The 25,086-nt window shown below is 38.2% G+C and carries 25 protein-coding genes and 2 tRNA genes; 24 read left to right on the top strand and 3 right to left on the bottom strand.

Going from position 1 to position 25,086, the window contains the following annotated elements; genetic code table 11:
- The first annotated feature begins 18 nt into the window (after positions 1–18).
- The 24 genes from QGN23_RS05200 (at position 19) to apaG (ending at position 22,381) form a co-directional block, all read left to right on the top strand.
- A complete protein-coding gene (locus QGN23_RS05200) occupies positions 19–906 on the top strand; it encodes a ParB/RepB/Spo0J family partition protein (protein ID WP_282905945.1) in 888 nt (295 codons plus the stop codon).
- The gene (locus tag QGN23_RS05195; RefSeq protein ID WP_282905944.1) at positions 906–1,535 is read left to right on the top strand and encodes a DUF5683 domain-containing protein; all 630 of its coding nucleotides are present in this window, start codon (positions 906–908) and stop codon (positions 1,533–1,535) included. The genes QGN23_RS05200 and QGN23_RS05195 overlap by 1 nt, the downstream gene beginning before the upstream one ends.
- Positions 1,536–1,828: 293 nt before the next feature.
- Positions 1,829–2,533, top strand: coding sequence for a 4-hydroxy-tetrahydrodipicolinate reductase (gene dapB, locus QGN23_RS05190; RefSeq protein ID WP_282905943.1), 705 nt, complete (start codon positions 1,829–1,831; stop codon positions 2,531–2,533).
- A gap of 103 nt (positions 2,534–2,636) precedes the next feature.
- Positions 2,637–4,286, top strand: a complete 1,650-nt coding sequence (lepB, locus tag QGN23_RS05185; RefSeq protein WP_282905942.1) for a signal peptidase I — start codon at positions 2,637–2,639, stop codon at positions 4,284–4,286.
- Positions 4,287–4,520: 234 nt separating this feature from the next.
- Positions 4,521–5,132: a WbqC family protein gene (locus tag QGN23_RS05180; RefSeq protein WP_282905941.1), complete on the top strand. Its 612-nt coding sequence runs from the start codon at positions 4,521–4,523 to the stop codon at positions 5,130–5,132.
- A gap of 1 nt (position 5,133) precedes the next feature.
- Positions 5,134–6,846 (top strand): S8 family serine peptidase, encoded by a 1,713-nt coding sequence (locus tag QGN23_RS05175; RefSeq protein ID WP_282905940.1) that lies wholly within the window; start codon positions 5,134–5,136, stop codon positions 6,844–6,846.
- 130 nt (positions 6,847–6,976) lie between these two features.
- Positions 6,977–7,456: a lipocalin family protein gene (locus QGN23_RS05170; RefSeq protein ID WP_282905939.1), complete on the top strand. Its 480-nt coding sequence runs from the start codon at positions 6,977–6,979 to the stop codon at positions 7,454–7,456.
- Between the two features lie 19 nt (positions 7,457–7,475).
- On the top strand, positions 7,476–8,171 hold the full coding sequence (locus QGN23_RS05165) for an OmpA family protein (protein WP_282905938.1): 696 nt from the start codon (positions 7,476–7,478) through the stop codon (positions 8,169–8,171).
- Between the two features lie 88 nt (positions 8,172–8,259).
- Positions 8,260–9,147: a decaprenyl-phosphate phosphoribosyltransferase gene (locus QGN23_RS05160; RefSeq protein WP_282905937.1), complete on the top strand. Its 888-nt coding sequence runs from the start codon at positions 8,260–8,262 to the stop codon at positions 9,145–9,147.
- Positions 9,144–10,457: an FAD-binding oxidoreductase gene (locus QGN23_RS05155; RefSeq protein WP_282905936.1), complete on the top strand. Its 1,314-nt coding sequence runs from the start codon at positions 9,144–9,146 to the stop codon at positions 10,455–10,457. Before QGN23_RS05160 ends, QGN23_RS05155 begins: the two co-directional genes overlap by 4 nt.
- 63 nt (positions 10,458–10,520) lie before the next feature.
- Positions 10,521–11,246, top strand: coding sequence for an SDR family NAD(P)-dependent oxidoreductase (locus tag QGN23_RS05150; protein WP_282905935.1), 726 nt, complete (start codon positions 10,521–10,523; stop codon positions 11,244–11,246).
- A gap of 64 nt (positions 11,247–11,310) precedes the next feature.
- Positions 11,311–11,898, top strand: coding sequence for an HAD family hydrolase (locus QGN23_RS05145; protein ID WP_282905934.1), 588 nt, complete (start codon positions 11,311–11,313; stop codon positions 11,896–11,898).
- A 39-nt stretch (positions 11,899–11,937) separates the two neighbouring features.
- A complete protein-coding gene (locus QGN23_RS05140) occupies positions 11,938–13,113 on the top strand; it encodes a cysteine desulfurase family protein (RefSeq protein ID WP_282905933.1) in 1,176 nt (391 codons plus the stop codon).
- 71 nt (positions 13,114–13,184) lie between these two features.
- Positions 13,185–13,502, top strand: a complete 318-nt coding sequence (gene trxA / locus QGN23_RS05135; protein WP_133440946.1) for a thioredoxin — start codon at positions 13,185–13,187, stop codon at positions 13,500–13,502.
- 226 nt (positions 13,503–13,728) lie between these two features.
- Positions 13,729–13,802, top strand: a tRNA-Asp gene (locus QGN23_RS05130).
- 64 nt (positions 13,803–13,866) lie between these two features.
- Positions 13,867–13,940, top strand: a tRNA-Asp gene (locus tag QGN23_RS05125).
- Between the two features lie 19 nt (positions 13,941–13,959).
- Entirely contained in the window at positions 13,960–14,217 is a 258-nt protein-coding gene (locus tag QGN23_RS05120; protein WP_282905932.1) for a GIY-YIG nuclease family protein, read from the top strand.
- A gap of 105 nt (positions 14,218–14,322) precedes the next feature.
- Positions 14,323–14,556 (top strand): GIY-YIG nuclease family protein, encoded by a 234-nt coding sequence (locus QGN23_RS05115; protein ID WP_282905931.1) that lies wholly within the window; start codon positions 14,323–14,325, stop codon positions 14,554–14,556.
- Positions 14,557–14,789: 233 nt separating this feature from the next.
- Positions 14,790–16,058, top strand: a complete 1,269-nt coding sequence (locus QGN23_RS05110) for a glucose-1-phosphate adenylyltransferase (RefSeq protein ID WP_282905930.1) — start codon at positions 14,790–14,792, stop codon at positions 16,056–16,058.
- Positions 16,059–16,142: 84 nt separating this feature from the next.
- Positions 16,143–17,174 carry a polyketide cyclase gene (locus QGN23_RS05105; RefSeq protein ID WP_282905929.1) on the top strand — a complete coding sequence of 344 codons (1,032 nt, stop codon included), beginning with the start codon at positions 16,143–16,145 and terminating at the stop codon, positions 17,172–17,174.
- A gap of 101 nt (positions 17,175–17,275) precedes the next feature.
- Positions 17,276–20,083 carry a 2-oxoglutarate dehydrogenase E1 component gene (locus QGN23_RS05100; protein WP_282905928.1) on the top strand — a complete coding sequence of 936 codons (2,808 nt, stop codon included), beginning with the start codon at positions 17,276–17,278 and terminating at the stop codon, positions 20,081–20,083.
- Positions 20,084–20,100: 17 nt separating this feature from the next.
- Complete coding sequence (locus QGN23_RS05095) at positions 20,101–20,658, top strand: hypothetical protein (RefSeq protein ID WP_282905927.1); 558 nt, start codon at positions 20,101–20,103, stop codon at positions 20,656–20,658.
- Positions 20,659–20,685: 27 nt separating this feature from the next.
- Positions 20,686–21,912 carry a 2-oxoglutarate dehydrogenase complex dihydrolipoyllysine-residue succinyltransferase gene (gene odhB, locus QGN23_RS05090; RefSeq protein ID WP_282905926.1) on the top strand — a complete coding sequence of 409 codons (1,227 nt, stop codon included), beginning with the start codon at positions 20,686–20,688 and terminating at the stop codon, positions 21,910–21,912.
- 82 nt (positions 21,913–21,994) lie between these two features.
- A complete protein-coding gene (gene apaG / locus QGN23_RS05085) occupies positions 21,995–22,381 on the top strand; it encodes a Co2+/Mg2+ efflux protein ApaG (RefSeq protein ID WP_282905925.1) in 387 nt (128 codons plus the stop codon).
- 12 nt (positions 22,382–22,393) lie between these two features.
- Here the strand turns inward: apaG and QGN23_RS05080 are convergent, their stop codons facing one another.
- The 3 genes from QGN23_RS05080 to QGN23_RS05070 are packed head-to-tail and all read right to left on the bottom strand — an operon-like array spanning position 22,394 to position 25,056.
- The gene (locus QGN23_RS05080; protein WP_282905924.1) at positions 22,394–22,951 is read right to left on the bottom strand and encodes a 3'-5' exonuclease; all 558 of its coding nucleotides are present in this window, start codon (positions 22,949–22,951) and stop codon (positions 22,394–22,396) included.
- A 41-nt stretch (positions 22,952–22,992) separates the two neighbouring features.
- Entirely contained in the window at positions 22,993–23,763 is a 771-nt protein-coding gene (locus tag QGN23_RS05075) for an alpha/beta hydrolase (protein ID WP_282905923.1), read from the bottom strand.
- Complete coding sequence (locus QGN23_RS05070; protein WP_282905922.1) at positions 23,764–25,056, bottom strand: hemolysin family protein; 1,293 nt, start codon at positions 25,054–25,056, stop codon at positions 23,764–23,766.
- Positions 25,057–25,086 lie beyond the last annotated feature (30 nt).

Below are 25,086 nucleotides of genomic sequence, written 5' to 3'. Positions count from 1 at the left end.
CAAGAAAATATTTTAAAAATGAAAGACAAGAAAAGAGCAATGGGACGTGGATTGGGTGCGATTTTGAGCGCCGAATCAAAAGCCACTGTCAACTCCGCTACCGATGAAGGTGCAGACAAATTTGTCGGCAATATTATGGAGGTCTTTTTAGAAGATATTGATCCGAATACCACGCAGCCCCGAACTTATTTTGATGAAAAAGCACTGAATGATCTGGCGCAGTCCATCAAAACTTTAGGCGTTATACAGCCGATTACTTTAAGAAAAGAAGGTAACAGATTTGAAATTATTTCTGGGGAAAGACGTTTCCGGGCCAGTAAAATTGCCGGTTTAAAAAGCGTTCCAGCTTATATCCGCCTGGTGAATGATCAGGAACTGCTTGAAATGGCTTTGGTTGAAAATATTCAGAGAGAAGATTTAGACGCTATCGAAATTGCGCTCACTTACCAAAGATTGCTGGAGGAAATCGGAATGACACAGGAGAATTTAAGTCAGCGGGTAGGAAAGGAACGAAGTACCATTACCAATTCGATCCGTTTGCTGCGTTTGAATCCCGATTTTCAGAACGCCATCCGGAGTGGTGAGATTTCTGCCGGACATGGCCGCGCCATCATCAGTGTAGAAGAGGAGGAAAAACAAAAGGAACTTTTTGATAAGATTTTAAAAAATAACTTAAGTGTCCGCCAAACCGAGCAGGAAGCCAATTTATTGAAGAATCCCAAGGAGGAAGTTAAGAAATCGAAAACACAGCTGCCGAATCATTTCAAAAAAGTGGAGAAAAATTTAGCCGATATTCTGGCGGTTAAAGTAGAAATAAAAACAGCTGCCAACGGCAAAAAAGGAAAAATCGTTCTCGATTTCAAAAATGAAGAAGAGTTAGAACAAATTCTGGCACACTTTAAATAATGCAAAAACTTACGGTACTATTTCTGGTTTTATTTTCAATGATGACTTTCGCGCAGATCAGTCCGAAAGACACCATCCGTGTTGAAAATTATCCAACAGATTCGGTTTCTGCAAAACAGGTTCCTTCTGAAATAGAGGTACTTACCACTATTAAAAATGCCAATGCGCCTGCCGGTGTAATGAAGTTTAATCCTACCAAAGCAGGTTTGTATTCCGCAATCCTTCCGGGATTAGGGCAGTATTACAATAAGAAATACTGGAAAATCCCCATCGTTTGGGGCGGTATCGGCACCGGAGTTGGGGTTACTCTTTGGAATCAAAAACAGTACAACCGTTACAGAGATGCTTTTGTCGCGGAATTAAACGGTCAAAAGCATGAATTCTCGAATATTCCCGGTGTTACCAAAGAAGTTCTGGGCAGAACGCAGGACCGTGCAAAAAGACAGCGTGATTACGCGATCGCCATTACCGGTTTGGTGTATATCCTGAATATTGTAGATGCAGTCGTAGATGCACAGTTGTATGAAGGAAGACATGATCCTGATCTGGCCTTAAAACCTACCGTTATTTTTGATGAATTCGGAAAGATGAATTCTAAAGCCGGTTTGAGTTTAAGTTATAATTTTTAATTAAAGGTAAATTACTCCAAAAAAAGGAGGTTACTAAAAATAAAATTTTTAAAACCAGAAAGTCACAAAAGATTTTATGGAAAAGAACCGGAAGTAAAAAAGACAATTTTTAAAGTCCCTAAAGGAGGGTAATCTTTGGATTTTCATTTTGTAAACTTTTATTTGACTCTTTTTTAAAGAAATCTTTTGCAAACTTTGTCGTTGAAAACTGTAGATGTAGATTTAAGTAAAATAAGGTTTGATCTACAATAGATCATTCATTTAATAATAAAACGCATTGCGTTACAAAAAATATGAAAATAGCACTTGTTGGTTACGGAAAAATGGGCCATATCATTGATGAGATTGCCACCAAAAGAGGTCACGAAATTGTAGCGCGGTTAAGCGAAACTCCTACTTCTGAGAACCTCAATAATCCTGATGTAGTAATCGAATTTTCTAATCCTGAAGCCGCTTTTAACAATATTAAAATCTGCCTGGAAAATAAAATCCCTGTGATCTGCGGAACGACCGGCTGGCTCGATCAAAAACCGGAAATCGAGGAAATTGCGCTACAAAATGATACCGCTTTTTTATATGGGTCTAATTTTTCGTTGGGCGTTAATTTGTTTTTTGCGTTGAACGAAAAACTGGCCAGTCTGATGAAGGATTTTTCCGAATACAGTGTGCAGCTGGAAGAAATTCACCATACCCACAAAAAAGACGCACCCAGTGGAACTGCTATTTCCCTCGCCGAAGGAATCATTAAAAATGACAAAAGATTCGACGCCTGGAAACTCGATGAAACCCAAAACAAAGAACTCGGTATTTTTGCCATTCGTCAGGATGAAGTTCCCGGCACGCACAGCGTTTACTACAAAAGCGATGTTGACGAGATCGAAATCAAACATACCGCTTTCAACCGGAATGGTTTTGCAGTAGGAGCCTTAGTTGCCGCTGAATGGATTATCGGTAAAACAGGAAATTTCACCATGAATGATGTTCTTTTCAATAAGTAATAGGTAATACGCAATAAGCAATTACCCATTACTTATCACGCATTACTCATGAACCTGTAACAATTTTGAAATACACTAAACTAATAGTGATAAGCAATAAACTATGAATTACTTTCTTACCTATTCGATTTACGTCGTCATCCTCTCTTTACTGATGGGGATTTCTACGTGGAAACTTTTCAAGAAAATGGGTTACAATCCGCTTTTTGCGTTTGTTCCGTTTTATAATTACTTCATTGTCTTAAAAGAAACTGAGCATTCAAAATGGTGGGTGATCTTATCGTATGTTCCGATTGTCGGACCGATTATGATGACGGCTTTCCATTTGTTTTTAATGAGGCATTTCGGCAAAAAGTCTTTTGTACAGACTTTGTTGACGATCCTGCTTCCGTTTATCTATATGGCCACGGTCAATTATTCGAAAGATCCCGAAGTGGAGAAAGAAGACGATTTGTATTTGACAGAAGAAGAATTAGCTTCGAAAAAGAAAGATACTTTTACCGGTTCTATAACCTTTGCGGTTGTTTTTGCCACCATTATTCACGTATTCTTTACCCAACCTTTTGGGATTCCGACCGGTTCTATGGAAAGAACACTTTTGGTCGGAGATTTCTTATTTGTAAATAAATGGTCTTACGGTTTCAGAATGCCGATGCGACCAGTTGCACTGCCATTCCTGCAGGGAACCATTATGGATACGGGACAAAAGGGAAACCCAAAAGATGATCCAAAATCGTATGTAGACGCGATTAAACTTCCTTACAGCAGGATTTTGCAGTTAAAGAAACCGCAGAGACACGATATCGTGGTGTTCAATTATCCTCAGGATTCTGTGCACACGGCCATTGACCGGAAAGATCCTTACGTGAAAAGATGTGTCGCCGTCGCCGGAGACGTTCTGGAGATGAGAGCCGGCCGACTTTTCATTAATGGAAAACCCGAAGTGATTTTAGGAGACCAGCAGTTGCAGCATAAGTACATCGCGACCACAGGGAGCCAGCTGGATATTCCGGCACTGTATAGAACTTATGGCTTTTTACCGGTTCAGGAAATCCAGACGCAGAACGGTTTCATGTATGATTTCCAGGGATTAACCGATCAGACCGCAAGAGAAATAAAAGCCCTTCCACAGATTATCGACCTCAAAGAACATATTTGGGAAAAAGATTCCGCAGCGGTTTCTTATAAAGCAAATGCGGCCAGAGATGCCTATACCAAAAACATCGATACCACCCAATCGATTTTCCCCATTAATAAAAAATGGAATCAGGATTGGTACGGTCCGCTGAGAATCCCGAAAAAAGGCGATGTCGTAACTTTAAATCAGGACACTTTACCCGAATATCAGTGGATTATTTCAGAATATGAACACCATCATCTGGAAAATAAAGACGGAAAGATCTTTATCGACGGTAAAGAAGCCACCCAATATACAATTCAGCAGGATTATTACATGATGATTGGTGATAACCGGGATGCGTCTCTGGATGCGCGGTTTTTCGGCTTTGTTCCGGAAGAAAATATCGTGGGATCCCCCATGTTTACCTGGCTGAGCGTTCAGGGACTGTTCAAGGACGGCGGCTCTTCTTATCAGGCAGACACCAAAATCCGGTGGGACAGAATGTTCAAAGCGACCAATACCGGCGAACTGCACAAAACCTCTTACTGGTGGGTTGCGGTCTTGATTCTTGGATTGTTTTTCGGCTGGGATTTCATTATGAAATTCTTTAAAAAGAAAGAAGAAGAGCAGTAATGTTTTTGGGAGCTGTTTCCCGCTGTCCGCTGTATCCCCTCACTGCTGCCGCAGATTCGGGGGATGCCGCTTCCATCGGGGCTAGGGGTTCCGTTCCCGATCAGAAATTTGTACATCGTAGAAATAGACTGCGATTTTAAAGGAGTACGTTTAATTTTTATCGAATCATCGTTTTGTCTTTTATCCGGAAACGAAGCGGTATTTCATGTTTTATCTAAAATTTAGTATTGAGCAATGCCTATTTTATTACCTATATTTTACCTTCCGCCAATTTCATGGTTCTCTGTTTTTTTGCAGGAAGATGCCCAGATCATTTTCGAACGGTATGAGCATTTCCCCAAGCAGACTTACCGGAACAGAGCCAATATTTATGGCGCCAACGGTAAACTGTCTTTGATTATTCCGATGAATCACAACGGAACAAGACTATTAAAAGAAATACAGACTTCTACCCGCGAAAAATGGCAGCAACTTCACTGGAAATCCATAAAAACCGCTTACCAGACTTCGCCTTATTTTGACTATTATGAAGATCAGCTCGAAGAAATCTTTAAATTTAAGTCCACTTCATTAATAGAATTTAATCTTAACGCCTTAAAAGTGATTCAGAAAATTCTGAAAACAGAAAAGGCATATTCTTTGAATAGTGAGTTCTTCAAAGAACCTTCGATGCTCAATTACAGAGATCAGTTTTCAGCAAAATCAGAAACCGCTTATCAGATGGAAGACTACTATCAGTCTTTTTCAGATAAGTATGGTTTCTTAGAAGACCTGTCAATCATTGACCTTATTTGTAACAAAGGCCCGGAATCGATGACCTATATCAGAACCATTAAACAGAAATAATATGAAAAAGATATTAATTGCAGCTTGTTTTATGACAGGCGTTTTATCATTTGCGCAGCAGGCAACTGCTCCTTTAGATCCGATCAAGGATAAAAATCTGATGACCTGGTATCATCAGGATTTTGCGTCAGGCAATATTTATGGAGTCAATACCCAAAATGCGTATAAGTATTTAGAATCCAAAGGTTTAAAACCGAAATCAGTAATTGTCGGGGTTTTAGACAGCGGAGTAGATGTTGAGCATCCCGGTCTGATCAAAAACAGGTGGGTTAATGTCAACGAAATTCCGGGTAATGGAATCGATGATGACGGAAACGGATATATCGATGATATTTATGGCTGGAATTTCATCGGCGGAAAAAACGGTGATATCGATGTCGATAATATGGAAGTAACCCGTGTTGTTAAAAAATACCAACCGATTTTCGAAGGTGCCAATTCTGTACAGAATAAAGCCAATCAGGCAAAAATGCCTGCGGATTTTGATATGTACATGAAGTCGAAAGAAATTTTCACCAAAAAAAGCATTGAAGCAAAGCAGAATTACGAAACGTATAAGAGAATTTCCGACATGGTTCCGTCGATGATTGCAATGCTTAACGGTCAAAATCTAACGCCGGAAGTGGTGGGGGCAATTAAGCCAACTACTCCTGAGCAAGCGATGGCAGCTTCTGTTTTAGGGCAAGTTAGCAGAGATCCTTCTGTTGCCGGTAAATCTCCGGCTGAAGTTCAGAAGTTTTTAACCGCTCAGATGAAAGAAGCATTAGATTACTACGAGCCACAGGCCCTGAAACAGTATAATTTAGATTATGATCCCAGAGCTTCAGTTGTTGGTGATCACTATGACGATTATTCAGAAAAAAAATATGGGAATAATCACTACAAAGGTCCTGACGCTCAGCACGGAACCCACGTTGCCGGAATTATCGCAGGTACGCCGCAGGGCAGTGAAGTGCAATATGGAGTAGGCTATAAAACGGCGAAAATAATGACTGTACGTGCAGTTCCAAATGGAGATGAAAGAGATAAAGATGTTGCCAATGCGATACGATATGCGGTAGATAATGGCGCAAAAATATTGAATATGAGTTTTGGAAAACCGGTTTCTCCAGGGAAAGAGTTCGTTTGGGATGCCTTTAAATATGCTGAATCAAAAGGAGTTCTTTTGGTGAAAGCCGCAGGAAACGAAAATGAGAATATTGCGGAGCATGTATATTTTCCAACCAATTTTAAAAATGTAACTGATGCCCAGCCATTCATCAGCAATATGATTGTTGTGGGTGCCTCTACGAATGATAATGAGTTCTTAAGAGCAGACTTTTCTAATTACAATAAAAAAATGGTCAATGTATTCGCCCCGGGAGACAAAATTTACTCAACCGTTCCGGATGGTAAATACGAATATCTGCAGGGTACTTCCATGGCATCGCCGGTAGTGGCCGGTGCAGCCTCTGTTTTACTTGCGTATATGCCGAATCTGACTCCTGCCCAGATGATTGAAGCATTGGTGAAAACCTCAAATAAATCGTCGGTAAACGCAATGATTAATTCCAATACCAATAACCGATTTGATCTGATTTCTGAAGCGGGCGGTGTCATCGATGTGAGGAAAGCAGCGGAATATGCCTACACGAATTTTTACAAACCGTCGGCTCATTCAGTTCCATCAAAAGTGAAACCGTCTGCGGTAAAGAAAAAAACGGTAAAACGGTAAACGGTAATTCGTTCATTTAATTAGACTTAATTTAAATAGTAAAAAAGAACCCGTTAATTCGGGTTTTTTGGTTTTTAATGTTTACTTGGCACGGTTTTTTGTAGTGATAAACTAATTAATTGTAATTACTATGAAAAATTTATTATTAGCAGGAATTATTGGAGCAGCAATGACTGTCTCATGTTCCACCGCGAAAACTGCGCAGTCTGACCGTGCAGATTTTTTGAAACTGAAAGGTGACTGGGAGATTACCAGTGTAAATTATGATAAGAACTACAAAGTGAAGCCTTTTGACGAAGGTGCAGACGTACAATGCTTTGTTGGAAGTCACTGGAGACTGATTCCCAATAACTGGACCGGTTCTTATACCATCAATGGTGGTGGAAGCTGCCCAAGTGTTATCCAGCCTATTGAATTTCAAGTAACCAATGGTAATGAATTCAAATTCAAAAAATTGGTGGAAGGTTCTAAAGCAAAAAAAGTTACAGCGGGCTATTCTTTAAACTTAATCAGCCAAACGACTGACGCCTTTAGTTTAGAACAAAATATTCCTTCAAACGGTGAAAATGTACGTGTGGTTTACAATTTTGCCAGAACAGGAATGAAATAACAATATTAAAATAAACATTATGAAAATTTTTAACAAAACAAATATCGCAGCATTATTTATCTCAGCATCAATGTTGACAATGACAAGTTGTGAGGCCGTAAAAAACTCAAACAACCAGCAGAAGGGAACGGTAATCGGTGCTGCTGCAGGAGCGGTCTTAGGTGGTGTTCTTGGTAACAATCTGGGAAAAGGTAGAAACGCACCTTTAGGAGCCGTCCTTGGCGGTGTTGTAGGTGGTGTTGCCGGTAACGTTATCGGAAACAAAATGGATAAACAAGCCAGAGAGATCAAGGAAACTTTACCTGGTGCTGAAGTAGAAAGAGTAGGAGAGGGCATCAAAGTAACCATGAAAGAGAATATGGTCAACTTCGCATTCGATTCCTCTAATCTTACTGCGACCGCTCAAACCAACCTGGATAAATTAGCAACCATATTGGCAAATAACCCTGATACCAATATTAACATCTACGGTTATACCGACAGCAAAGGAACCGACTCTTATAACCTTGCCCTTTCAGACAGAAGAGCGGCAGCCGTCAAAAGCTATTTGTCTTCTAAAGGTGTTTCTTCAATGAGAATGAATACCATGGGAAGGGGTGAAGCAGATCCAATCGCTTCCAATGATACCGATGCAGGCAGAGCACAGAACAGAAGAGTGGAATTTGCTATTACTGCAAATGAAAATATGATTAATGATGCTAAATCAGGACAATAAGTTCATCTTAAAATACTAATATATAATCCGCTTCGGCGGATTTTTTTTTATTTAAAATTCACTAATTTCGCAATAGAATTTTAGATGAATGAAGAAATACTTAAAACTGCTTCGCATAGAGCAGTGGGTCAAAAATAGTTTTGTTTTTTTGCCGCTCTTTTTTTCGGGCAATATTACCCATTATGATTTATTAGTCAGAAGTATTTTTGCTTTTATTATGTTTTCCTTCGTCGCAAGCAGCATTTATATTATCAATGATTATTCTGATATCGAATCCGACAGAAAACATCCTGACAAAAAAGACCGCCCGCTGGCAAGTGGCGCCATCTCAAAATCAACCGCCAAGATTATTTTAATCATCCTTCTGTCTTTGATTGCTGTTTTAATGTTCCTAAGCCGGGATTTTTTATTGGATAATTTCTGGAAATTCGCAAGTATCATCGGTTTTTATTTCGTGATGAATTTAGCATATACGTTTAAATTAAAACACGTGGCGATCGTAGATGTCATGATTATTTCCATTGGTTTTGTGCTGCGGGTTTTAGCCGGCGGTTATGCGACCGGAATTTTAATTTCGCAATGGGCAATCCTGCTTACTTTTGTTTTGGCCTTGGTTTTAGCCATTGGAAAACGGAGAGGCGAACTGATCAATGCCCAAATATCCGGGAGAACAAGAAAATCACTGGACGGTTACAATGTACAGTTTGCCGACATCGCACTTTCGATCAGTTGTGCATTGGCAATCGTATGTTATCTGATGTTTACCCTTTCGCCCGAAGTTCAGCAGCGGTTCCATCCGAGAGTGTTTTATACGGTCATCTTTGTTGTTTTTGCTTTTTTACGCTATTTACAGCAGACTTTAGTTTATAACAAAACCGAATCACCGACCAAAATTATTTATAAAGACCGATACATCCAGGTTACTTTGATGCTTTGGTTGGCGGCGTTTTTATTACAAATTTATTTCAAAAAATGAAACCAGATTATAAACAGACCGTGACGAACTGGGGGAATTTTCCCGTAGTGGAAAAAGAAATGAAGTCCGAAGATTCGCCCGCTAAAATTAAAGAATATGTCCGCAATAATCACGACATTATCGCCAGAGGAAATGGCAGATGTTACGGTGACGCAGCGCTTTCTGAAAATATATTTTCTACCAAAAGACTGAATAAGTTCATCAGTTTCGACCGTTTGAACGGAATTATCGAATGTGAATCCGGCGTTTTACTTTCCGACGTTTTAGAAGTAATTGTTCCTCAAGGTTACTTTCTCTTTGTAACGCCGGGCACCAAATTTATTACGGTTGGAGGAGCAATTGCTTCTGACGTTCACGGAAAAAACCATCATGCGGAAGGCTGTTTTTCAGAATATGTAAATAAATTTTCTTTAATGAACGAAAAAGGAGAAATCCTCAATTGTTCGAGAAGCGAAAATCCGGAGAAATTCTGGGCAACAATTGGTGGAATGGGCCTTACAGGAATTATCCTTTCTGCAAAATTCAAATTAAAAAATATTGAAAGCACTTATATTCGTCAGGAAAGCATTAAAGCTGAAAATTTAGATGAGATTTTTAAATTATTTGACGAAAGTGAATCCTGGACTTATAACGTGGCCTGGATTGACTGTCTTCAAAAAGATAAAAACTTGGGCAGAAGTGTGATGATGCGCGGCGAGCACGCCTTCAAACATGAATTGCCAAAGAAATTGCAGGAGAATCCTCTAAAACTAAAAAAAATCAGCAGCCCGTCCGTTCCGTTCTACTTTCCCAATTTTGTGCTGAATCGCCTTACCGTGAAGTTCTTTAACTTTTTGTATTACCGTAAACAGAAGAACAAAGAAGTTAAAAATTTCGTGCATTATGAACGGTTTTTTTATCCTCTGGATATCGTGAACGACTGGAACCGGATCTATGGGAAAAATGGATTTATCCAATATCAACTGGTGATTCCTAAAGAAAGAGGAAAAGAAGGATTGAAGAAAATTCTGGAAACCATCGCCAAAAGTGGAAACGGATCTTTTCTCGCAGTGTTAAAATTATTCGGTAAAGATCATCCGGAAGCCTACAATTCTTTTCCGATGGAAGGCTATACTTTGGCTTTGGATTTTAAAGTCAATTCGAAACTGAAAAAACTGGTCGCTCAGCTTGATGATATTGTTGAAGAATTTGGCGGCAGAATCTATTTGACCAAAGATTCGATGAGCAAATCATCACTGACCAATTACCTGCAAAATGTTCAGAATACGAAATTTATTTCCATGCAGCAGAAGAGAATCCATAATCAGTAATCTTGGGAATCAAGTAAGTTCCAACCGTATCCAGAATCCACATCCAGAAATTACCAATAAACTATGATCGTTTTAGGAAGCAATTCAGAAGTTGCCCAGGCCTTTGTTGAGAAAGCTTTAAGTGCGGGTGAAAAATTCGCAAAAATATTTCTCTTTACTTCTGATAAAGAAACTACAGAGAAATTTGCCAAACATCTTGAGGTAAAATATGTTCAGCAGTCAGAGATTATCGAACTCGATTTGCTGCGGCCGGTCGATTATACCACTTTTGATGAAATTACTTCGGATCTGCTCTTTTGCGCAACCGGATATCTCGGTGAAGGAACAGAAGAAGGGCTGTATGATAACAGGAATACGGAGAAGATTATCGACATCAATTATGCGAAATTGATTCCTGTTCTTAATTTTTTCGCCAGTAAAATGGAGCGGCAAAGATCCGGAACGATGATCGTTCTTTCATCGGTCGCAGGAGAACGCGGTCGGCAAAGTAACTTTATTTATGGCAGTGCAAAAGCAGGTTTAACGGCCTATTTAAGTGGATTGAGAAATTACCTGTTCAGCAAAAAAGTTCATGTTCTTACCGTAAAGCCCGGTTTTATGGCCACTAAAATGACCGAAGGTCTGCCGCTGAATCCTAAATTAACTGCAAGCCCAAAACAGGCAGCGGAAGAAATTTACAGCGCTTATAAAAATAAAAAAAATGAGGTCTATGTGCTGCCAGTTTGGAGTATTATCATGGTAATCATCAAAAATATTCCGGAGTTTATTTTTAAAAAATTAAAACTTTAATACGATAAAAATACAGTCCGGAGTTTTAGGGGAGAATTAACAGAAAACGTATTTTTAAAAACAAATGAAAAAATTATATTGCTTTGATTTTGATGGAACATTAACGGATAAGGATACCATGTTTCTGTTTCTCAAATTTTATAATGCTTCAAAATTCAGAATACAGTTTATAAAACATATTCCGCTTTTTACTTTGTTGAAATTGAATCTTTTAGAGGCGGAAAAAGTGAAAAAGAGTTTTATTTCTTCAGTTCTCAAAGGACAGAAGAGGGAGGAAATTGAAAAAAAATCACAGCAGTTTTTTGATCAGTATTACCCTGAAATCTTTAGAGAGAATGCTTTAGAATTCATCAAAAATATCGATCATTCACAGACAGACTGCTATATCATATCTGCTTCACTGGATATTTGGGTGAAACCATTTGCAGAAAAATTAAAAATGAATCTGCTGTGCACACAGGCAGAGTTTAAAGAGGAGATTTTCACCGGCGATTTTGTAGGAAGGAACTGCAATGGCAGAGAAAAAGTAAACCGGATAGAAAAAGCAATATCTGACAAAAAATACGATAAGATCATCGCTTTCGGTGATACTTCCGGCGACCAGGAAATGATGGATTGGGCAAATGAAGCTCAGTTTAAATTTTTTCATTAATTTTAAAGTCTGAAAAATCTAAAAAAAGGAAAAGTAAAAATGAATAAAATTTATTTGGATAATGCTGCGACAACGCCGCTCTCAGAAGAGGTTATCGATGCAATGGTGTCTGTTTTGAAAAACAATTATGGGAATCCATCGTCGACCCACAGTTTCGGTCAGGAAGCTAAAATACTCATCGAAAACGTAAGAAGAGAGATCGCAGATTATCTGAAAGTGAGTCCGGGAGAAATAATTTTCACCTCTTGCGGGACAGAATCCAATAACATGATTATAAAATCGTGTGTCGATCATTTGGGAGTAGAGCGGATTATTACCTCGCCTCTGGAGCACAAATGCGTGGCAGAGACGGTTTTGGATATGAAGAAAAGAAGAGGAGTGGAAGTGGCTTATCTCCGTCCTGATCAAAAAGGAGATGTGAGTTTGGAGCAGCTGGAAAATCTGCTGAAAAGTTCTGACAAGAAAACTTTAGTCACCTTGATGCATGCCAATAACGAAATAGGAAACCTGCTTGATATTAAAAAAGTAGCGCAGCTTTGCAAGGAAAATAATGCCTTATTTCACTCGGATACGGTGCAGTCAATGGCACACATGGATTTGGATTTCTCGGATATTCCCCTAGATTTTGCTTCATGCAGCGCTCATAAATTCCATGGACCCAAAGGAAGTGGTTTTGCATTCATTAGAAAAGCTTCAGGCTTAAAAGGAATTATCACCGGTGGTCCCCAGGAAAGAAGTTTACGGGCAGGAACGGAAAACGTCTGCGGAATCGTAGGTTTAGGAAAAGCCCTGGAGATTTACCTGAAAAATATGGACAGTTACGCTAATCATATCAAAGAAATTAAACAATATACCATCGATCAGCTTTCTCAGAAAATTGAAGGCGTAAAATTCAACGGCAGAAGCGCAGAAATGGACAACAGTTTATATACGGTGCTCAGTGTACTGCTGCCTTTCAAAGACCCGATGATCGGATTAAAATTGGATATGAAGGGAATTGCAATTTCCCAAGGGAGCGCATGTTCTTCGGGAGCGGCAAAACCTTCTATGGTGATGATGATGGTCGTGGATGAAGAAGAAATGGATCAAACAACGCCTTTAAGGGTTTCCTTCAGCCATCTTACCACCAAAGAAGAGATCGACGCTTTGGTTGATGCTTTAGTAGAAATTGCAAAAAGTTTTCAAATAGACAAAGCAAATATTGAACATAGATAAATGAAGACTTGAATTAACAGGAATATCGTAAATTTGTACACTGATAAATTAATTTAAAAATAGATAAAAAAATGGCATTAGAAATTACAGATCAATCATTTCAGGAAATGGTTTTGAATTCAGATAAACCGGTATTGGTAGATTTTTGGGCAGTATGGTGTGGACCGTGTAGAACACTGGGCCCAATTATCGAAGAAGTAGCGGCTGATTTCGAAGGAAAAGCAGTGGTAGGAAAAGTAGATGTAGATAACAACCAACAGGTTTCTGTAGACTACGGAATCAGAAATATTCCTACCGTTTTGATTTTCAAAAATGGAGAAGTGGTCGATAAAATTGTAGGAGTAGCTTCAAAAGAAGTGATCTCTGAAAAATTATCAGCACATTTATAAAAAATAAATTGCTTGAAAATGAGTGCTTTCCTGATCAGGAGAGCATTTTTTTTAAAAAACATTTGCAGGCTCTAATAAAAGTTGTACTTTTGCAGTCATCAAAAAGAAAGGAGTTCTTACAAACAAAGATAATACGGTCATTCAAGTGGTAGAAACGCCCAGTCATCCCGATAAGAGATGGTGGGAGCGATTCAAATCACAAATTGATTGATCAGTGCATAAAAAAGATCCGGTAGTTCAGCTGGTTAGAATGCCGCCCTGTCACGGCGGAGGTCGCGGGTTCGAATCCCGTCCGGATCGCTTTTTTATAAATTCATTTCATTTATAAAAAGTTTAATAAAAGTTTATCATTACTTTAAAAAATGATCCGGTAGTTCAGCTGGTTAGAATGCCGCCCTGTCACGGCGGAGGTCGCGGGTTCGAATCCCGTCCGGATCGCAAATCTCTCAAATTATTTTTGGGAGATTTTTTTTTGATGAAATATTTTGTTTACATACTTTATTCCGCCAGTTTGGATGTTTATTATAAAGGTTTTTCAACCGATGTCAATAAACGTCTCGAATATCATTTAGATTCTAAGCATAAGTTTACTTCGCAGGCTAAAGATTGGATTATCGTTTACGTTGAGGAATTTGATGAAAAGAAAGAAGCTTTAAAAGAAGAGAAACGTTTGAAAAAATTAAACCGGAAATCCATTGAGAAACTGATAGGTTAGCATGCTGCCCTGTCATCTCGTCAGCAGCTGACGAGACGGGTTCGAATCCTCCCGTTCCGAAACGGGACGAATCTCTCAAATTATTTTTGGGAGATTTTTTTTTTGATGAAATATTTTGTTTACATACTTTATTCCGCCAGTTTGGATGTTTATTATAAAGGTTTTTCAACCGATGTCAATAAACGTCTTGAATATCATTTAGATTCTAAGCATAAGTTTACTTCGCAGGCTAAAGATTGGATTATTGTTTATGTTCAGGAATTTGATGAAAAGAAAGAAGCTTTAAAAGAAGAGAAACCAAAAAGTGTTTTAAAAGCACAATCTGGGAATCAATTCTAAATATTCCCCCAGTGTATCTTTTACCTTTTGGTCTGAAATTTGAAATTAATATTTTTTTAAACCCGCTCTTATCAATCCTAATTTTCCTTCCCGTCCCTTTAATTGGTTTTAAGTTTATTATTCAAAAAAATAGGAATAGTAGCATTAATCATTCTGTTTTATTTTGATTAGTACAGGAAAAATGGTAATATTGTTAAGCAGCATTATTTATTAATCTATTAAAATAAACGTATATGAAACCCAGTGTTATTTCAATTGTCCTTGGTGGTGGCAGAGGGACGAGGTTGTCGCCTTTAACCCACAGCCGCTCAAAACCGGCGGTTCCTATTGCCGGAAAGTACAGGTTGGTAGATATTCCTATTTCCAATTGTCTTAACTCGGGTTTTAATCGGATTTTGGTGCTGACCCAATTTAATTCCGCGTCGCTGAATTCACACATCAAGAACTCATACCATTTCGATACTTTCAGCAAAGGTTTTGTAGATATTTTGGCAGCAGAGCAAAATATAGAAAGCGATGCCTGGTATCAGGGTACAGCAGATGCAGTACGTCAGTCTATGAAACATCTGGATAAATATGATTATGACTTTATCCTTATCCTTTCGGGTGACCAACTTTATCAAATGGATTTTCGGGAAATGATCGATTTTCATTGCCGGAATAAAGGAGATATTACCATTGCAACGATTCCCGTAAACGCTAAGGATGCACCTGGATTTGGTATTTTGAAATCTGATGAAGAAGGAAATATTACTTCATTTATAGAAAAACCTTCCGGCGACTTGTTAAATGACTGGAAATCTGAAGTATCAGAAAAGAATAAAGCAGAAGGCAAGGAATATCTTGCCTCAATGGGAATCTACGTGTTCAATAAAAATGGGTTGAAGAAAATGTTTGATGAAGATGCCGGTGATGATTTCGGTGGTGAATTAATTCCCAATGGTATTGGTAAATATAAAACATTGAGTTTTCAATATGATGGCTATTGGACCGACATCGGAACCATACAGTCGTTCTTCGATGCGAATTTAGATTTAACCACAGATTTTCCTAAATTTAACTTATTCAGCAAATCCCCAATTTACACGAGAGCGAGAATGTTGCCACCGTCCAAAATTTTAGGATCTTATGTGAGTAAAGCGGTCTTCGGCGATGGATGTATCGTGATGGCAGATAAAATAGAAAATTCAATTGTAGGGAACAGAAGCCGCATTGACAAAGGAAGTACCATCGTGAATTCCTATATGATGGGCGCCGATTTTTATCAGGATACTCAGGAAATTGTTTCAAATGATAAGGACGGTATTCCTAATCTGGGCATAGGGAAATACTGTTATATCGAGCAGGCTATTCTAGATAAGAATTGTAGAATCGGTGATAATGTCAGAATAATTGGAGGAAAACATTTGCCTGATGGTGATTTTGAAAACCATTCCATTAAGGATGGAATTGTCATTGTGAAAAAGAATGCAGTGATTACGCCCGGAACTCAAATTTCTTAAGAAAGTTCATTTTTAAATAAAACTACACGGTATTATTTTTGTGACCGTGTTTTTTTTGCGCGTCTTTTTACCTATTTTTGCCCCATGCGTTGGTTAAAATTCGGAATCATTATCGTTTTGTTTTTTGGGGCAGTTTATGCTGTCTCTATGACTTTTGTGGATGAAAGCAAAAATTTCACCATTGAAAAAGAAATAAATTATCCTGTAGATAAAGTATTTCCGCAATTTAATAATTTACAGAATTTCACCAGATGGAATTCCTTTTTTGCAGATAATAAAAATTTGTCGGTGCAATACTTTACGCCCTATGAAGGGAAAGGAAGTGCAATGAGCTTCCACGACAGAAAGGATGAGAGTAATTTCGGAGATTTTTTTATCCGGTATGAAAATCCCGGGCACACGCTAAGATATCAATTCTTCGAAGGCAAAAAAAATACGCCCTACGAAATCAACCTAAGGTTTATTTCTGAAAATGATAAAACCAGAATTATTTGGTACGTGCATACTCCAAAACAATCTTTTCTAAGGAGACCTTTGAATTTGATTTCAGAAGATTTTTGGGTAAGCAAAATTGATAAAAGCATGAAAAATCTTTATCAGCTTTTAGGAAATAAAGTAAATAAAGAAACTCAGCTCGAAAGTTTAAAATTCGACAGCCTCACCGTTGAGCAACAAGACAGCCAATTGCTGTTGGGGATTAATGTGACGACGAAAAATAATGCCCTTTTCAAAAACATTGCCATCAGTCACAACAAGGTGCTGAACTATGTAAAAATGGACCTTGGTAAAAAAGACGATGAATATGGCGAGCCGATCTTAATTAATGATGCTGATAATTATAAAGATAAAGAGGTTTCTTATTTTTACGGTATTCCACTTTCTAAAAAAGAAACGGTAACCGATAATAATTTTAGTTTTAGAACTTTAAAGAGCGGCAAGTATTACGTGATCTACTATAAAGGAAATTACGAAGGCAGAATAAGGGCAATTCAGCAACTTTTAACAAAAGCCAAACAGGACACGATGCGAATTGGTGATTTGCAACAGACTTTTTTGGAGGAGCCAACTGCTGATAACAAAACGGTTATGAAGTTATCTCTGCCGGTTTACAAATAATTTGTCGTAATCCCCTTTTTAACCATTTTTAGGCTTTAGTACTTCACTTATTTTTGTTAAATTTGTTCTTTAAATAAAAATAAACAGATAATTTGTAAATAATGGACAAATTTTCATTCCTAAACGCTGCCCATTCGCAGTTAATAGAAGACTTATACCAACAATATTTAAAGTTTCCTGATTCGTTAGAGCCTTCCTGGAAAGCCTTTTTTCAGGGATTCGATTTCGCTTTAGAAGGCTATGGTGATGAATTTAGGGAAAATTCTGGCCCGTCACAGGTTTCGGCACCGGTGCAGATGGCTCAGCAAGCTTCTGCAAATGGTCAGATTCCTGAAGATATTCAGAAAGAATTTCAGGTTCTCAACCTGATCGAGGCGTACCGACACCGTGGTCATCTCTTTACCAATACAAATCCGGTAAGAGAAAGAAGACATTACGAACCCACTTTAGCTATTGAAAATTTTGGTCTGACCACTGCAGACTTATCCCGTAAGTTTAATTCTGCGACGACTACAGGTCTTCCGAATGCGATAACACTTCAGGAGCTTATTAATCACCTCGAAAAGATTTATTGCAAATCGATTGGCGTGGAATATATGCACATTAATGATGTTGCTGAGCGCAAATTTATCAGAGAGTGGTTGCAGGTCAATGAAAACCATCCGAAATTAAATGCTGCAGAGAAGATCGAAATTTTAGAAAAACTCAATCAGGCAGTTGCTTTCGAAAATTATCTTCATACCAAATTCGTGGGACAAAAAAGATTTTCCCTGGAAGGAGGGGAATCATTAATTCCTGCGTTGGATCAGCTGATTACGCGTTCTTCGCAGTTAGGCGTTGATGAAGTGGTTTTAGGAATGGCGCACAGAGGCAGATTAAATGTTTTAACTAATATTTTCGGTAAATCCTACAAGCAGATTTTCTCGGAATTTGAAGGGAAAGAATTTGAAGAAGATGTTTTTTCCGGTGACGTAAAATACCACTTAGGTTCTTCTAAGATTATAAAAACTGAAAATGGGGAAGAGGTGTCCATCAATTTAACGCCCAACCCATCACACTTAGAAACGGTTGCAGCCTTGGTAGAAGGGATTTGCCGTGCCAAAGTAGATAACAAATACAAGGATTTCAAGAAAGTCTTACCGATTATCATTCATGGCGACGGCGCGATTGCTGGACAGGGAATCGTGTACGAAGTGGCCCAAATGATGACTTTGGAAGGATACAGAACGGGTGGAACGGTACATATTGTAGTGAATAATCAAGTTTCATTTACGACGAATTTCCTAGACGCACGCTCATCTAACTATTGTACTGATGTCGCTAAAGTGACAGAATCACCGGTAATGCACGTGAATGCAGATGATGTAGAAGCGGTCGTACATGCGATCCGTTTCGCAGCAGATTTCCGGGCGGAGTTTGGTAAAGACGTCTATATCGATCTTTTAGGATATAGAAAATACGGGCATAATGAAGGTGATGAACCGAGATTTACACAACCTAATTTGTATAAATCAATTTCAAAACATCCGAATCCAAGAGAGATTTACAAAGAACAGCTGATTAAAGAAGGAATGCTTTCTGATGAGGTTCTTAAGAATATGGAAACTTCTTTCAAGAAACTTTTAGATGCAGATTTTGATGCGTCGAAAGAAATTGAAAAAAACACCATGGATCCTTTTATGGCTGATGATTGGAAAAATTTGCCAATGTCACCGAAAGGGACTGTTTATAAAGCTGTTGATACTAAGTTCGATGCTGACAAGCTGAAGGATTTAGCCATCAGAATGTCCACTTTACCAAGCGACAAAAAATTCATTAATAAAGTAACGCGTCTTTTTGAGAACAGAATCAAAGCGATTGAAGGAAATACTTTAGACTGGGCAATTGGTGAGTGGCTGGCATACGCAACACTACTTACAGAAGGTCACAATATCAGAATTTCAGGGGAAGATGTGGAACGGGGAACCTTCTCTCACCGTCATGCTTTAGTGAAAACGGAAGATACCGAAGAAGAATATATTCCATTAAGACATATTTCCGAAAACCGTTTCGATATTTATAACTCACACCTTTCAGAATATGGAGTGCTTGGTTTTGATTACGGTTATGCGATGGCTTCACCCAATACGTTAACTGTTTGGGAAGCTCAGTTTGGTGACTTTGTTAATGGAGCGCAGATCATTATTGACCAGTATTTGGTCGCCGCAGAAGAAAAATGGAAAATCCAAAACGGTTTGGTGATGCTTCTTCCACATGGTTATGAAGGGCAGGGTGCAGAGCACTCTTCCGCAAGATTAGAAAGATTCTTAGGCCTTTGTGCCAATGAAAATATGGTCGTTGCCAATGCGACAACACCTGCGAACTACTTCCATTTGTTGAGAAGACAGATGAAATGGAACTTTAGAAAACCTTTGGTAGTGATGACTCCGAAATCGTTATTGCGTCATCCAAAAGTAATTTCAACCATCGAAGATTTAGCCAACGGAGAGTTCCAGCCAATCATTGATGATGAAACTGCCAATGCAGAAAAGGTTGAAAAATTAGTCCTCTGTTCAGGTAAAATTTACTATGAACTTTTAGCTAAAAAAGAAGAGTTGAACTGCGAAACCATTGCCTTGGTAAGAATGGAGCAACTGTATCCACTTCAGCAAGACAAAATCGATGAGGTTTTTGCGAAGTATGGTAACAGAAAACAGTTACTTTGGGTTCAGGAAGAGCCGGAGAATATGGGTGCTTGGGGTTATATTTTAAGAAACTTCCGCGATACCGGAATTCAGGTGATAGCTGCGGTACCAAGTGGTTCACCAGCGCCTGGAAGCCATAAAATGTTTGAAAAAAATCAAAATAGTGTAATCAACAGAGTATTTGATAGAAATGATGAGCCGTCAAAAAGACCGGTAACCGCTTAATTTCGATGATGAAAAAGGTGTTTTTATTTTTATGTTTTTCATTTTCTGTCTTGGCTTTTTCGCAGAATATTCAATCTGATATCGATAGCCAATTTAGAGATTTCAGTTCTTTAATTGAAAATAAAAACTTCGGTAAGGCCCTTGATATTTTCGGTAATGAAGATTTTTTGAAAATTTTTCCCAAAGAGCAGATGATTGCTTTGATGGATCAGATGTTTAATTCTAAAGATTTTGATTTAAAGATTCATCAACCAGAAAATTTGATAGTAAGCACTGATATCATTAAAGATAAAAATAATACTTTCGTTAAATTAAGTTATAAGCAAAATCTGGAGATGAAGTTCAATATGCCGGGTATAAAGTCAGGACAACTGCTTTCGGCATTAAAGGCAGAATTTGGGGACGGACAGGTAGATTATAATGAAAGTACCGGATTTTTTGAAGTAAGAACTATCAAAGATGCGGTGGCCAATTCTTCAGATTTAAAAAACTGGAAGTTCACCATCATAGAAAAAAAACAAATTCCGATTCTCAAACAGTTTATTCCAGAATCGTTTTTAAGATCATTAAATTAATAAACAAAAAAATAAAAAATATATCCGATGTCAATATTAGAAATGAAAGTCCCTTCTCCGGGAGAATCGATCACCGAAGTTGAAATCGCGACGTGGTTAGTAAAAGACGGCGATTATGTAGAGAAGGATCAACCCATCGCGGAAGTAGATTCTGATAAAGCAACCCTTGAATTACCTGCTGAAGAAAGCGGAACCATCACGCTGAAAGCAGAAGAAGGTGAAGTAGTACAAGTGGGTCAGGTCGTATGTTTAATCGATACCTCCGCCGCAAAACCTGAAGGTTCAGCTCCCTCACAACCAGAAGTGAAAGCAGCAGAGCCGGCAAAAGTGGAGGCTCCGAAAGTGGAAGCAAAACCTGTAGCAACCTATGCAACAGGAACCCCTTCACCAGCGGCTAAGAAAATTTTAGACGAAAAAGGAGTGGATGCTTCACAAGTAAGCGGTTCCGGAAAAGACGGTAGAATTACCAAACAGGACGCTGATTCTGCTTCGGTTCCGGCAATGGGATCAATTTCTGCTACAAGCGGATCCAGATCATCCAGCACTACCAAGCTTTCTGTATTAAGAAGAAAAGTGGCGGCCAGACTGGTGAGCGTGAAAAATGAAACGGCGATGTTGACTACTTTTAATGAAGTGGATATGTCAGAAATTTTCAGGATCAGAAAACAATATAAAGAAGAATTTGCACAGAAACACGGTGTTGGTTTAGGATTTATGTCTTTCTTTACCAAAGCGGTTACCAGAGCATTGAAATTGTATCCGGATGTAAATGCTTCTATTGACGGCGATTATAAAATTAATTATGATTTCTGCGATATTTCGGTGGCAGTTTCAGGTCCAAAAGGATTGATGGTGCCAGTACTGAGAAATGCAGAAGATATGTCTTTCAGAGGGGTTGAAAGCAATATTAAATCTTTGGCGGAAAGAGTTAGAGATGGCAAAATTACCATTGACGAAATGACCGGCGGTACATTTACGCTTACCAATGGCGGTACTTTCGGATCAATGATGTCTACCCCGATTATCAACCCGCCACAATCAGCGATTCTGGGAATGCACAATATCCTTCAAAGACCTATGGCAATTGATGGTCAGGTTGTAATCCGCCCGATGATGTATGTGGCGCTGTCTTATGACCATAGAATTATTGATGGCAAAGAATCGGTAGGATTCCTCGTTGCAGTAAAAGAAGCGATAGACAATCCTGTTGAATTCTTATTAGGAGGAGATGAAAGAAAAGGACTGGAACTTTAATTAATTTAAAGATTTTAACTAATTATATAAATCCCGTCTACATAGGCGGGATTTTTGCATTGTTTCCTATAAAATTTCAATCATGTTTTCAACTACAACTTTCGATATTAAGGTTTCTGTTGTTCCGCAATACGATATCAAAAACAGTTTTCCTGCCGAGAACCGTTTCGTTTTCCGTTATAATATCAGCATCGAAAATTTAGGCCGGGACACCATAAGGTTAATGAGTAGAAAATGGCTGATTTTTGATTTGGGCTATGGCTTTACTGAAATAGCCGGAGAAGGAGTGATCGGTTTAACGCCGATTATTGAAGCCGGCGACAATTTTACCTATTTTTCAAATGTCTTACTGCGTTCCGGAGTAGGGAATATGTCAGGTACTTTCTATTGTAAAAATCTGGTGACCAATGAAACTTTAGAAATAGAAGTTCCTAAATTCAATTTGGTTGCTGAAGTTTTGCATAATTAAAATGAAATAATCTTACAATATTTTCAGATTTTTTTTCATCACCTCGGTTACTTCATCATTTCTTGTCAGCATTAAATTATCGAATGCCAAAAGCGATATTTTTGCACACACTTCTGCATCGGCACCGGCTCTGTGATGTTTAAATTGAATGTTGTGCTGTTCCGCTAAATTTTTCAATCCGTACCTCGGTAGATTTTTCCACGATTTTTTGGCTAATGAAATACTGCATAAGTAATTCAGTTTTGGTTTAAAGAAACCATAATAATCCAGACAGGAACGCAAAACTCCGGCATCGAAACCGGCATTGTGAGCGATTATCAGATTGCCGTACATCAATGATTCCGCTTCATGCCAAATCTCATCAAAGGTCGGTGCATCGCGAACTTCTTGTGGCGTAATCCCGTGAACGTCTATATTCCTGGGATGAAAATAAGGGTAGCTTGGCGGTTTGATGAGCCACGTTTTGGTAGAAATGATTTCTCCATTCTCCACCACACAAATTCCCATTTCACACGCAGAATTTCTTTCGTGAGTTGCAGTTTCAAAATCAATGGCGCAGAAATCGATCATAAGGAGGTATTTTATTTAGATTCAGATTATTATTGGAAATTTCAGTCACCTAATATTTTTTTCATTTCCGTCAAAAATAGGTCATAATTTATTAAGTTATCGTGATTTCCGCCGGGAATTTCAATAAATTTTTTTTCAACCTCAGGTTGAGCTTTTTTAAAGACTTCAAAGAGTTTTTTTCCGGATGTAAAAGGAACGACCTTATCTTTTGTCCCATGAAACTGATAGAGCGGAACTTTTACTTTACAGATGTTTTCATTGGATAAAAAATGGTACGTCATTCTTGGCGAAACTTTATCGGTTACATTTCCAGGCAGCCAACGATTTACAATGTCCTGAATGTTAAAAAATGTCGCTTCTAAAATCACAGCTTTTGGATGATTGTCGGCAGCGGTTTTTATGGCAAAAGCTCCACCTAAACTTCTTCCGTACAGCACCGTTTTATTTTCTCCGTAATGTTCTTTTGCAAAATCATAGCAGAATTGCGCATCAGAATAAAGGAATTCTTCATTTCGCGGTCCTGTACTTTTGCCATAACCGCGGTAATCCATGATCAGAACATCATAGCCGAACTGAGTATATTCATGAGCAATTTTTCCCCACCGGTGAATGTTGGCAGAATTTCCATGAAAGTAAATAATCACGCCTTTCGGATTTTTAATTTTAAAATGAAGCACATTTATTTTGCCTTCAAAAGGAGTGTTCCAAAGATATTCATCGAATTTCTTCTCAAAAATAAATTCATGAGTCTGTGGCAAAACGATGGGCGAAAAAACCACTTTTTCCTGTAAATATTGTAGAATTTTTCCCATTTAATGGTTTACTATAGGCGTTATTCTGGTTATCAGAATTTTATCAACACGCTGTCTGTCCTTATCGATAATTTCTAACTCCAGATCTTTAATTCTTATTTTGTCTCCAACTTCCGTGGACCCACTGTGTTCGTTGAGAAAAAAGCCCACCAAAGTGGTATAATTGTCCTTATTCTCAAATTCGTAATCCAGATCAAAATATTTTAAGAATTCTATGATAGGAAACTGCGCATCTGCCAGCCAGGAATTTTCGTTCCGTTGCGTAATTCGGTAATCAAAATTTTCATTGGTGGCGGTATTTCCGACCAACGCATCCAATACATCGTGCATGGTTACAATACCCACCGTATTTCCGTATTCATCGATGACGATTCCGTAATGGTTTTTTTCTTTCCTGAAAATTTCCAAAACTTTGTACGCATAATAATTTTCGTTGAGAAAAACAGGTTGCCGTACATGTTTTTTTAAGTCGAAATTTAAAGGATCCTCAATAGGAAATAAATCTTTTATCAAGACAATTCCGATAATGTTATCCAGGTTATTTCCCTCTGTAACGGGATATGCATCGTGCTTTTCTTTTTTTATATTGGCGATAATATTTTCTAAGCTTTCATTGACATTGAAAAAAGTTATGGCCGTTCTATGCGTCAGAAGCGTGTTGATTTTTCGGTCACCCAATTCGAAAACCCTTTCTACAATATTGTGTTCTATCTGATCAATTTGCCCTTCCAGAGCACTTTCTTTAACAATCGATTTTATTTCTTCTTCGGTAATTGTGCTGTCTGGTGTATTTTTTATTCCCAACATTTTCAATAGTAAGTTATTCGATAGGGTTAAAAATGTAACAAATGGTGAGGTAACTTTAGATAAAATATCCATCGGTTTTGCGAGAATGGTAATAATGCGCTCTGGAAAAGTCATAGCGATTCTTTTCGGCAACAGTTCTCCCAAGAGAATTGACAGATAAGTAATAAAAATAACGATTCCCACCGTTGCTAATGTTTTGGAATAAGGCTGAATAACCGCAAACTGATCCAGAAAACTTTTGAAATCATCGTTGAGATTCGCACCTGAATAAACCCCCAATAAAATACCGATCAACGTAATCCCTATTTGTACCGTCGATAAAAAGCGGGTAGGATTTTCTGAAAGTTCAAGTGCTTTTCTTGCCCCTGTATTGCCTTTCCGCCCCTCATTTTCTAATTTAAATTTTCGGGATGAGACAAGTGACATTTCTGACATTGCAAAAACTCCGTTAAGTAAAACAAGTAAAATAACGATAAGTAATTCCATTAAATTTAATATTTATTACAAAGTTAATTT

The organism is Chryseobacterium gotjawalense (genome assembly GCF_030012525.1).
Lineage (GTDB): Bacteria > Bacteroidota > Bacteroidia > Flavobacteriales > Weeksellaceae > Kaistella > Kaistella gotjawalense.
Note: the sequence above shows the minus strand (reverse complement) of the source record. Positions and strands in the feature narration are given on the sequence as shown.

Excerpts from the sequence above, each read along its gene's own strand:
- QGN23_RS05110 (WP_282905930.1), top strand. The coding sequence starts at position 14,790 with ATGAAACCCAGTGTTATTTCAATTGTCCTTGGTGGTGGCAGAGGGACG.
- QGN23_RS05105 (WP_282905929.1), top strand. The coding sequence starts at position 16,143 with ATGCGTTGGTTAAAATTCGGAATCATTATCGTTTTGTTTTTTGGGGCA.
- QGN23_RS05200 (WP_282905945.1), top strand. The coding sequence starts at position 19 with ATGAAAGACAAGAAAAGAGCAATGGGACGTGGATTGGGTGCGATTTTG.
- lepB (WP_282905942.1), top strand. The coding sequence starts at position 2,637 with ATGAATTACTTTCTTACCTATTCGATTTACGTCGTCATCCTCTCTTTA.
- QGN23_RS05070 (WP_282905922.1), bottom strand. The coding sequence starts at position 25,056 with ATGGAATTACTTATCGTTATTTTACTTGTTTTACTTAACGGAGTTTTT.
- QGN23_RS05140 (WP_282905933.1), top strand. The coding sequence starts at position 11,938 with ATGAATAAAATTTATTTGGATAATGCTGCGACAACGCCGCTCTCAGAA.
- QGN23_RS05145 (WP_282905934.1), top strand. The coding sequence starts at position 11,311 with ATGAAAAAATTATATTGCTTTGATTTTGATGGAACATTAACGGATAAG.
- apaG (WP_282905925.1), top strand. The coding sequence starts at position 21,995 with ATGTTTTCAACTACAACTTTCGATATTAAGGTTTCTGTTGTTCCGCAA.
- QGN23_RS05100 (WP_282905928.1), top strand. The coding sequence starts at position 17,276 with ATGGACAAATTTTCATTCCTAAACGCTGCCCATTCGCAGTTAATAGAA.
- QGN23_RS05165 (WP_282905938.1), top strand. The coding sequence starts at position 7,476 with ATGAAAATTTTTAACAAAACAAATATCGCAGCATTATTTATCTCAGCA.
- QGN23_RS05170 (WP_282905939.1), top strand. The coding sequence starts at position 6,977 with ATGAAAAATTTATTATTAGCAGGAATTATTGGAGCAGCAATGACTGTC.
- QGN23_RS05080 (WP_282905924.1), bottom strand. The coding sequence starts at position 22,951 with ATGATCGATTTCTGCGCCATTGATTTTGAAACTGCAACTCACGAAAGA.
- QGN23_RS05075 (WP_282905923.1), bottom strand. The coding sequence starts at position 23,763 with ATGGGAAAAATTCTACAATATTTACAGGAAAAAGTGGTTTTTTCGCCC.
- QGN23_RS05115 (WP_282905931.1), top strand. The coding sequence starts at position 14,323 with ATGAAATATTTTGTTTACATACTTTATTCCGCCAGTTTGGATGTTTAT.
- QGN23_RS05160 (WP_282905937.1), top strand. The coding sequence starts at position 8,260 with ATGAAGAAATACTTAAAACTGCTTCGCATAGAGCAGTGGGTCAAAAAT.
- QGN23_RS05195 (WP_282905944.1), top strand. The coding sequence starts at position 906 with ATGCAAAAACTTACGGTACTATTTCTGGTTTTATTTTCAATGATGACT.
- odhB (WP_282905926.1), top strand. The coding sequence starts at position 20,686 with ATGTCAATATTAGAAATGAAAGTCCCTTCTCCGGGAGAATCGATCACC.
- QGN23_RS05175 (WP_282905940.1), top strand. The coding sequence starts at position 5,134 with ATGAAAAAGATATTAATTGCAGCTTGTTTTATGACAGGCGTTTTATCA.
- QGN23_RS05180 (WP_282905941.1), top strand. The coding sequence starts at position 4,521 with ATGCCTATTTTATTACCTATATTTTACCTTCCGCCAATTTCATGGTTC.
- trxA (WP_133440946.1), top strand. The coding sequence starts at position 13,185 with ATGGCATTAGAAATTACAGATCAATCATTTCAGGAAATGGTTTTGAAT.
- dapB (WP_282905943.1), top strand. The coding sequence starts at position 1,829 with ATGAAAATAGCACTTGTTGGTTACGGAAAAATGGGCCATATCATTGAT.
- QGN23_RS05155 (WP_282905936.1), top strand. The coding sequence starts at position 9,144 with ATGAAACCAGATTATAAACAGACCGTGACGAACTGGGGGAATTTTCCC.
- QGN23_RS05150 (WP_282905935.1), top strand. The coding sequence starts at position 10,521 with ATGATCGTTTTAGGAAGCAATTCAGAAGTTGCCCAGGCCTTTGTTGAG.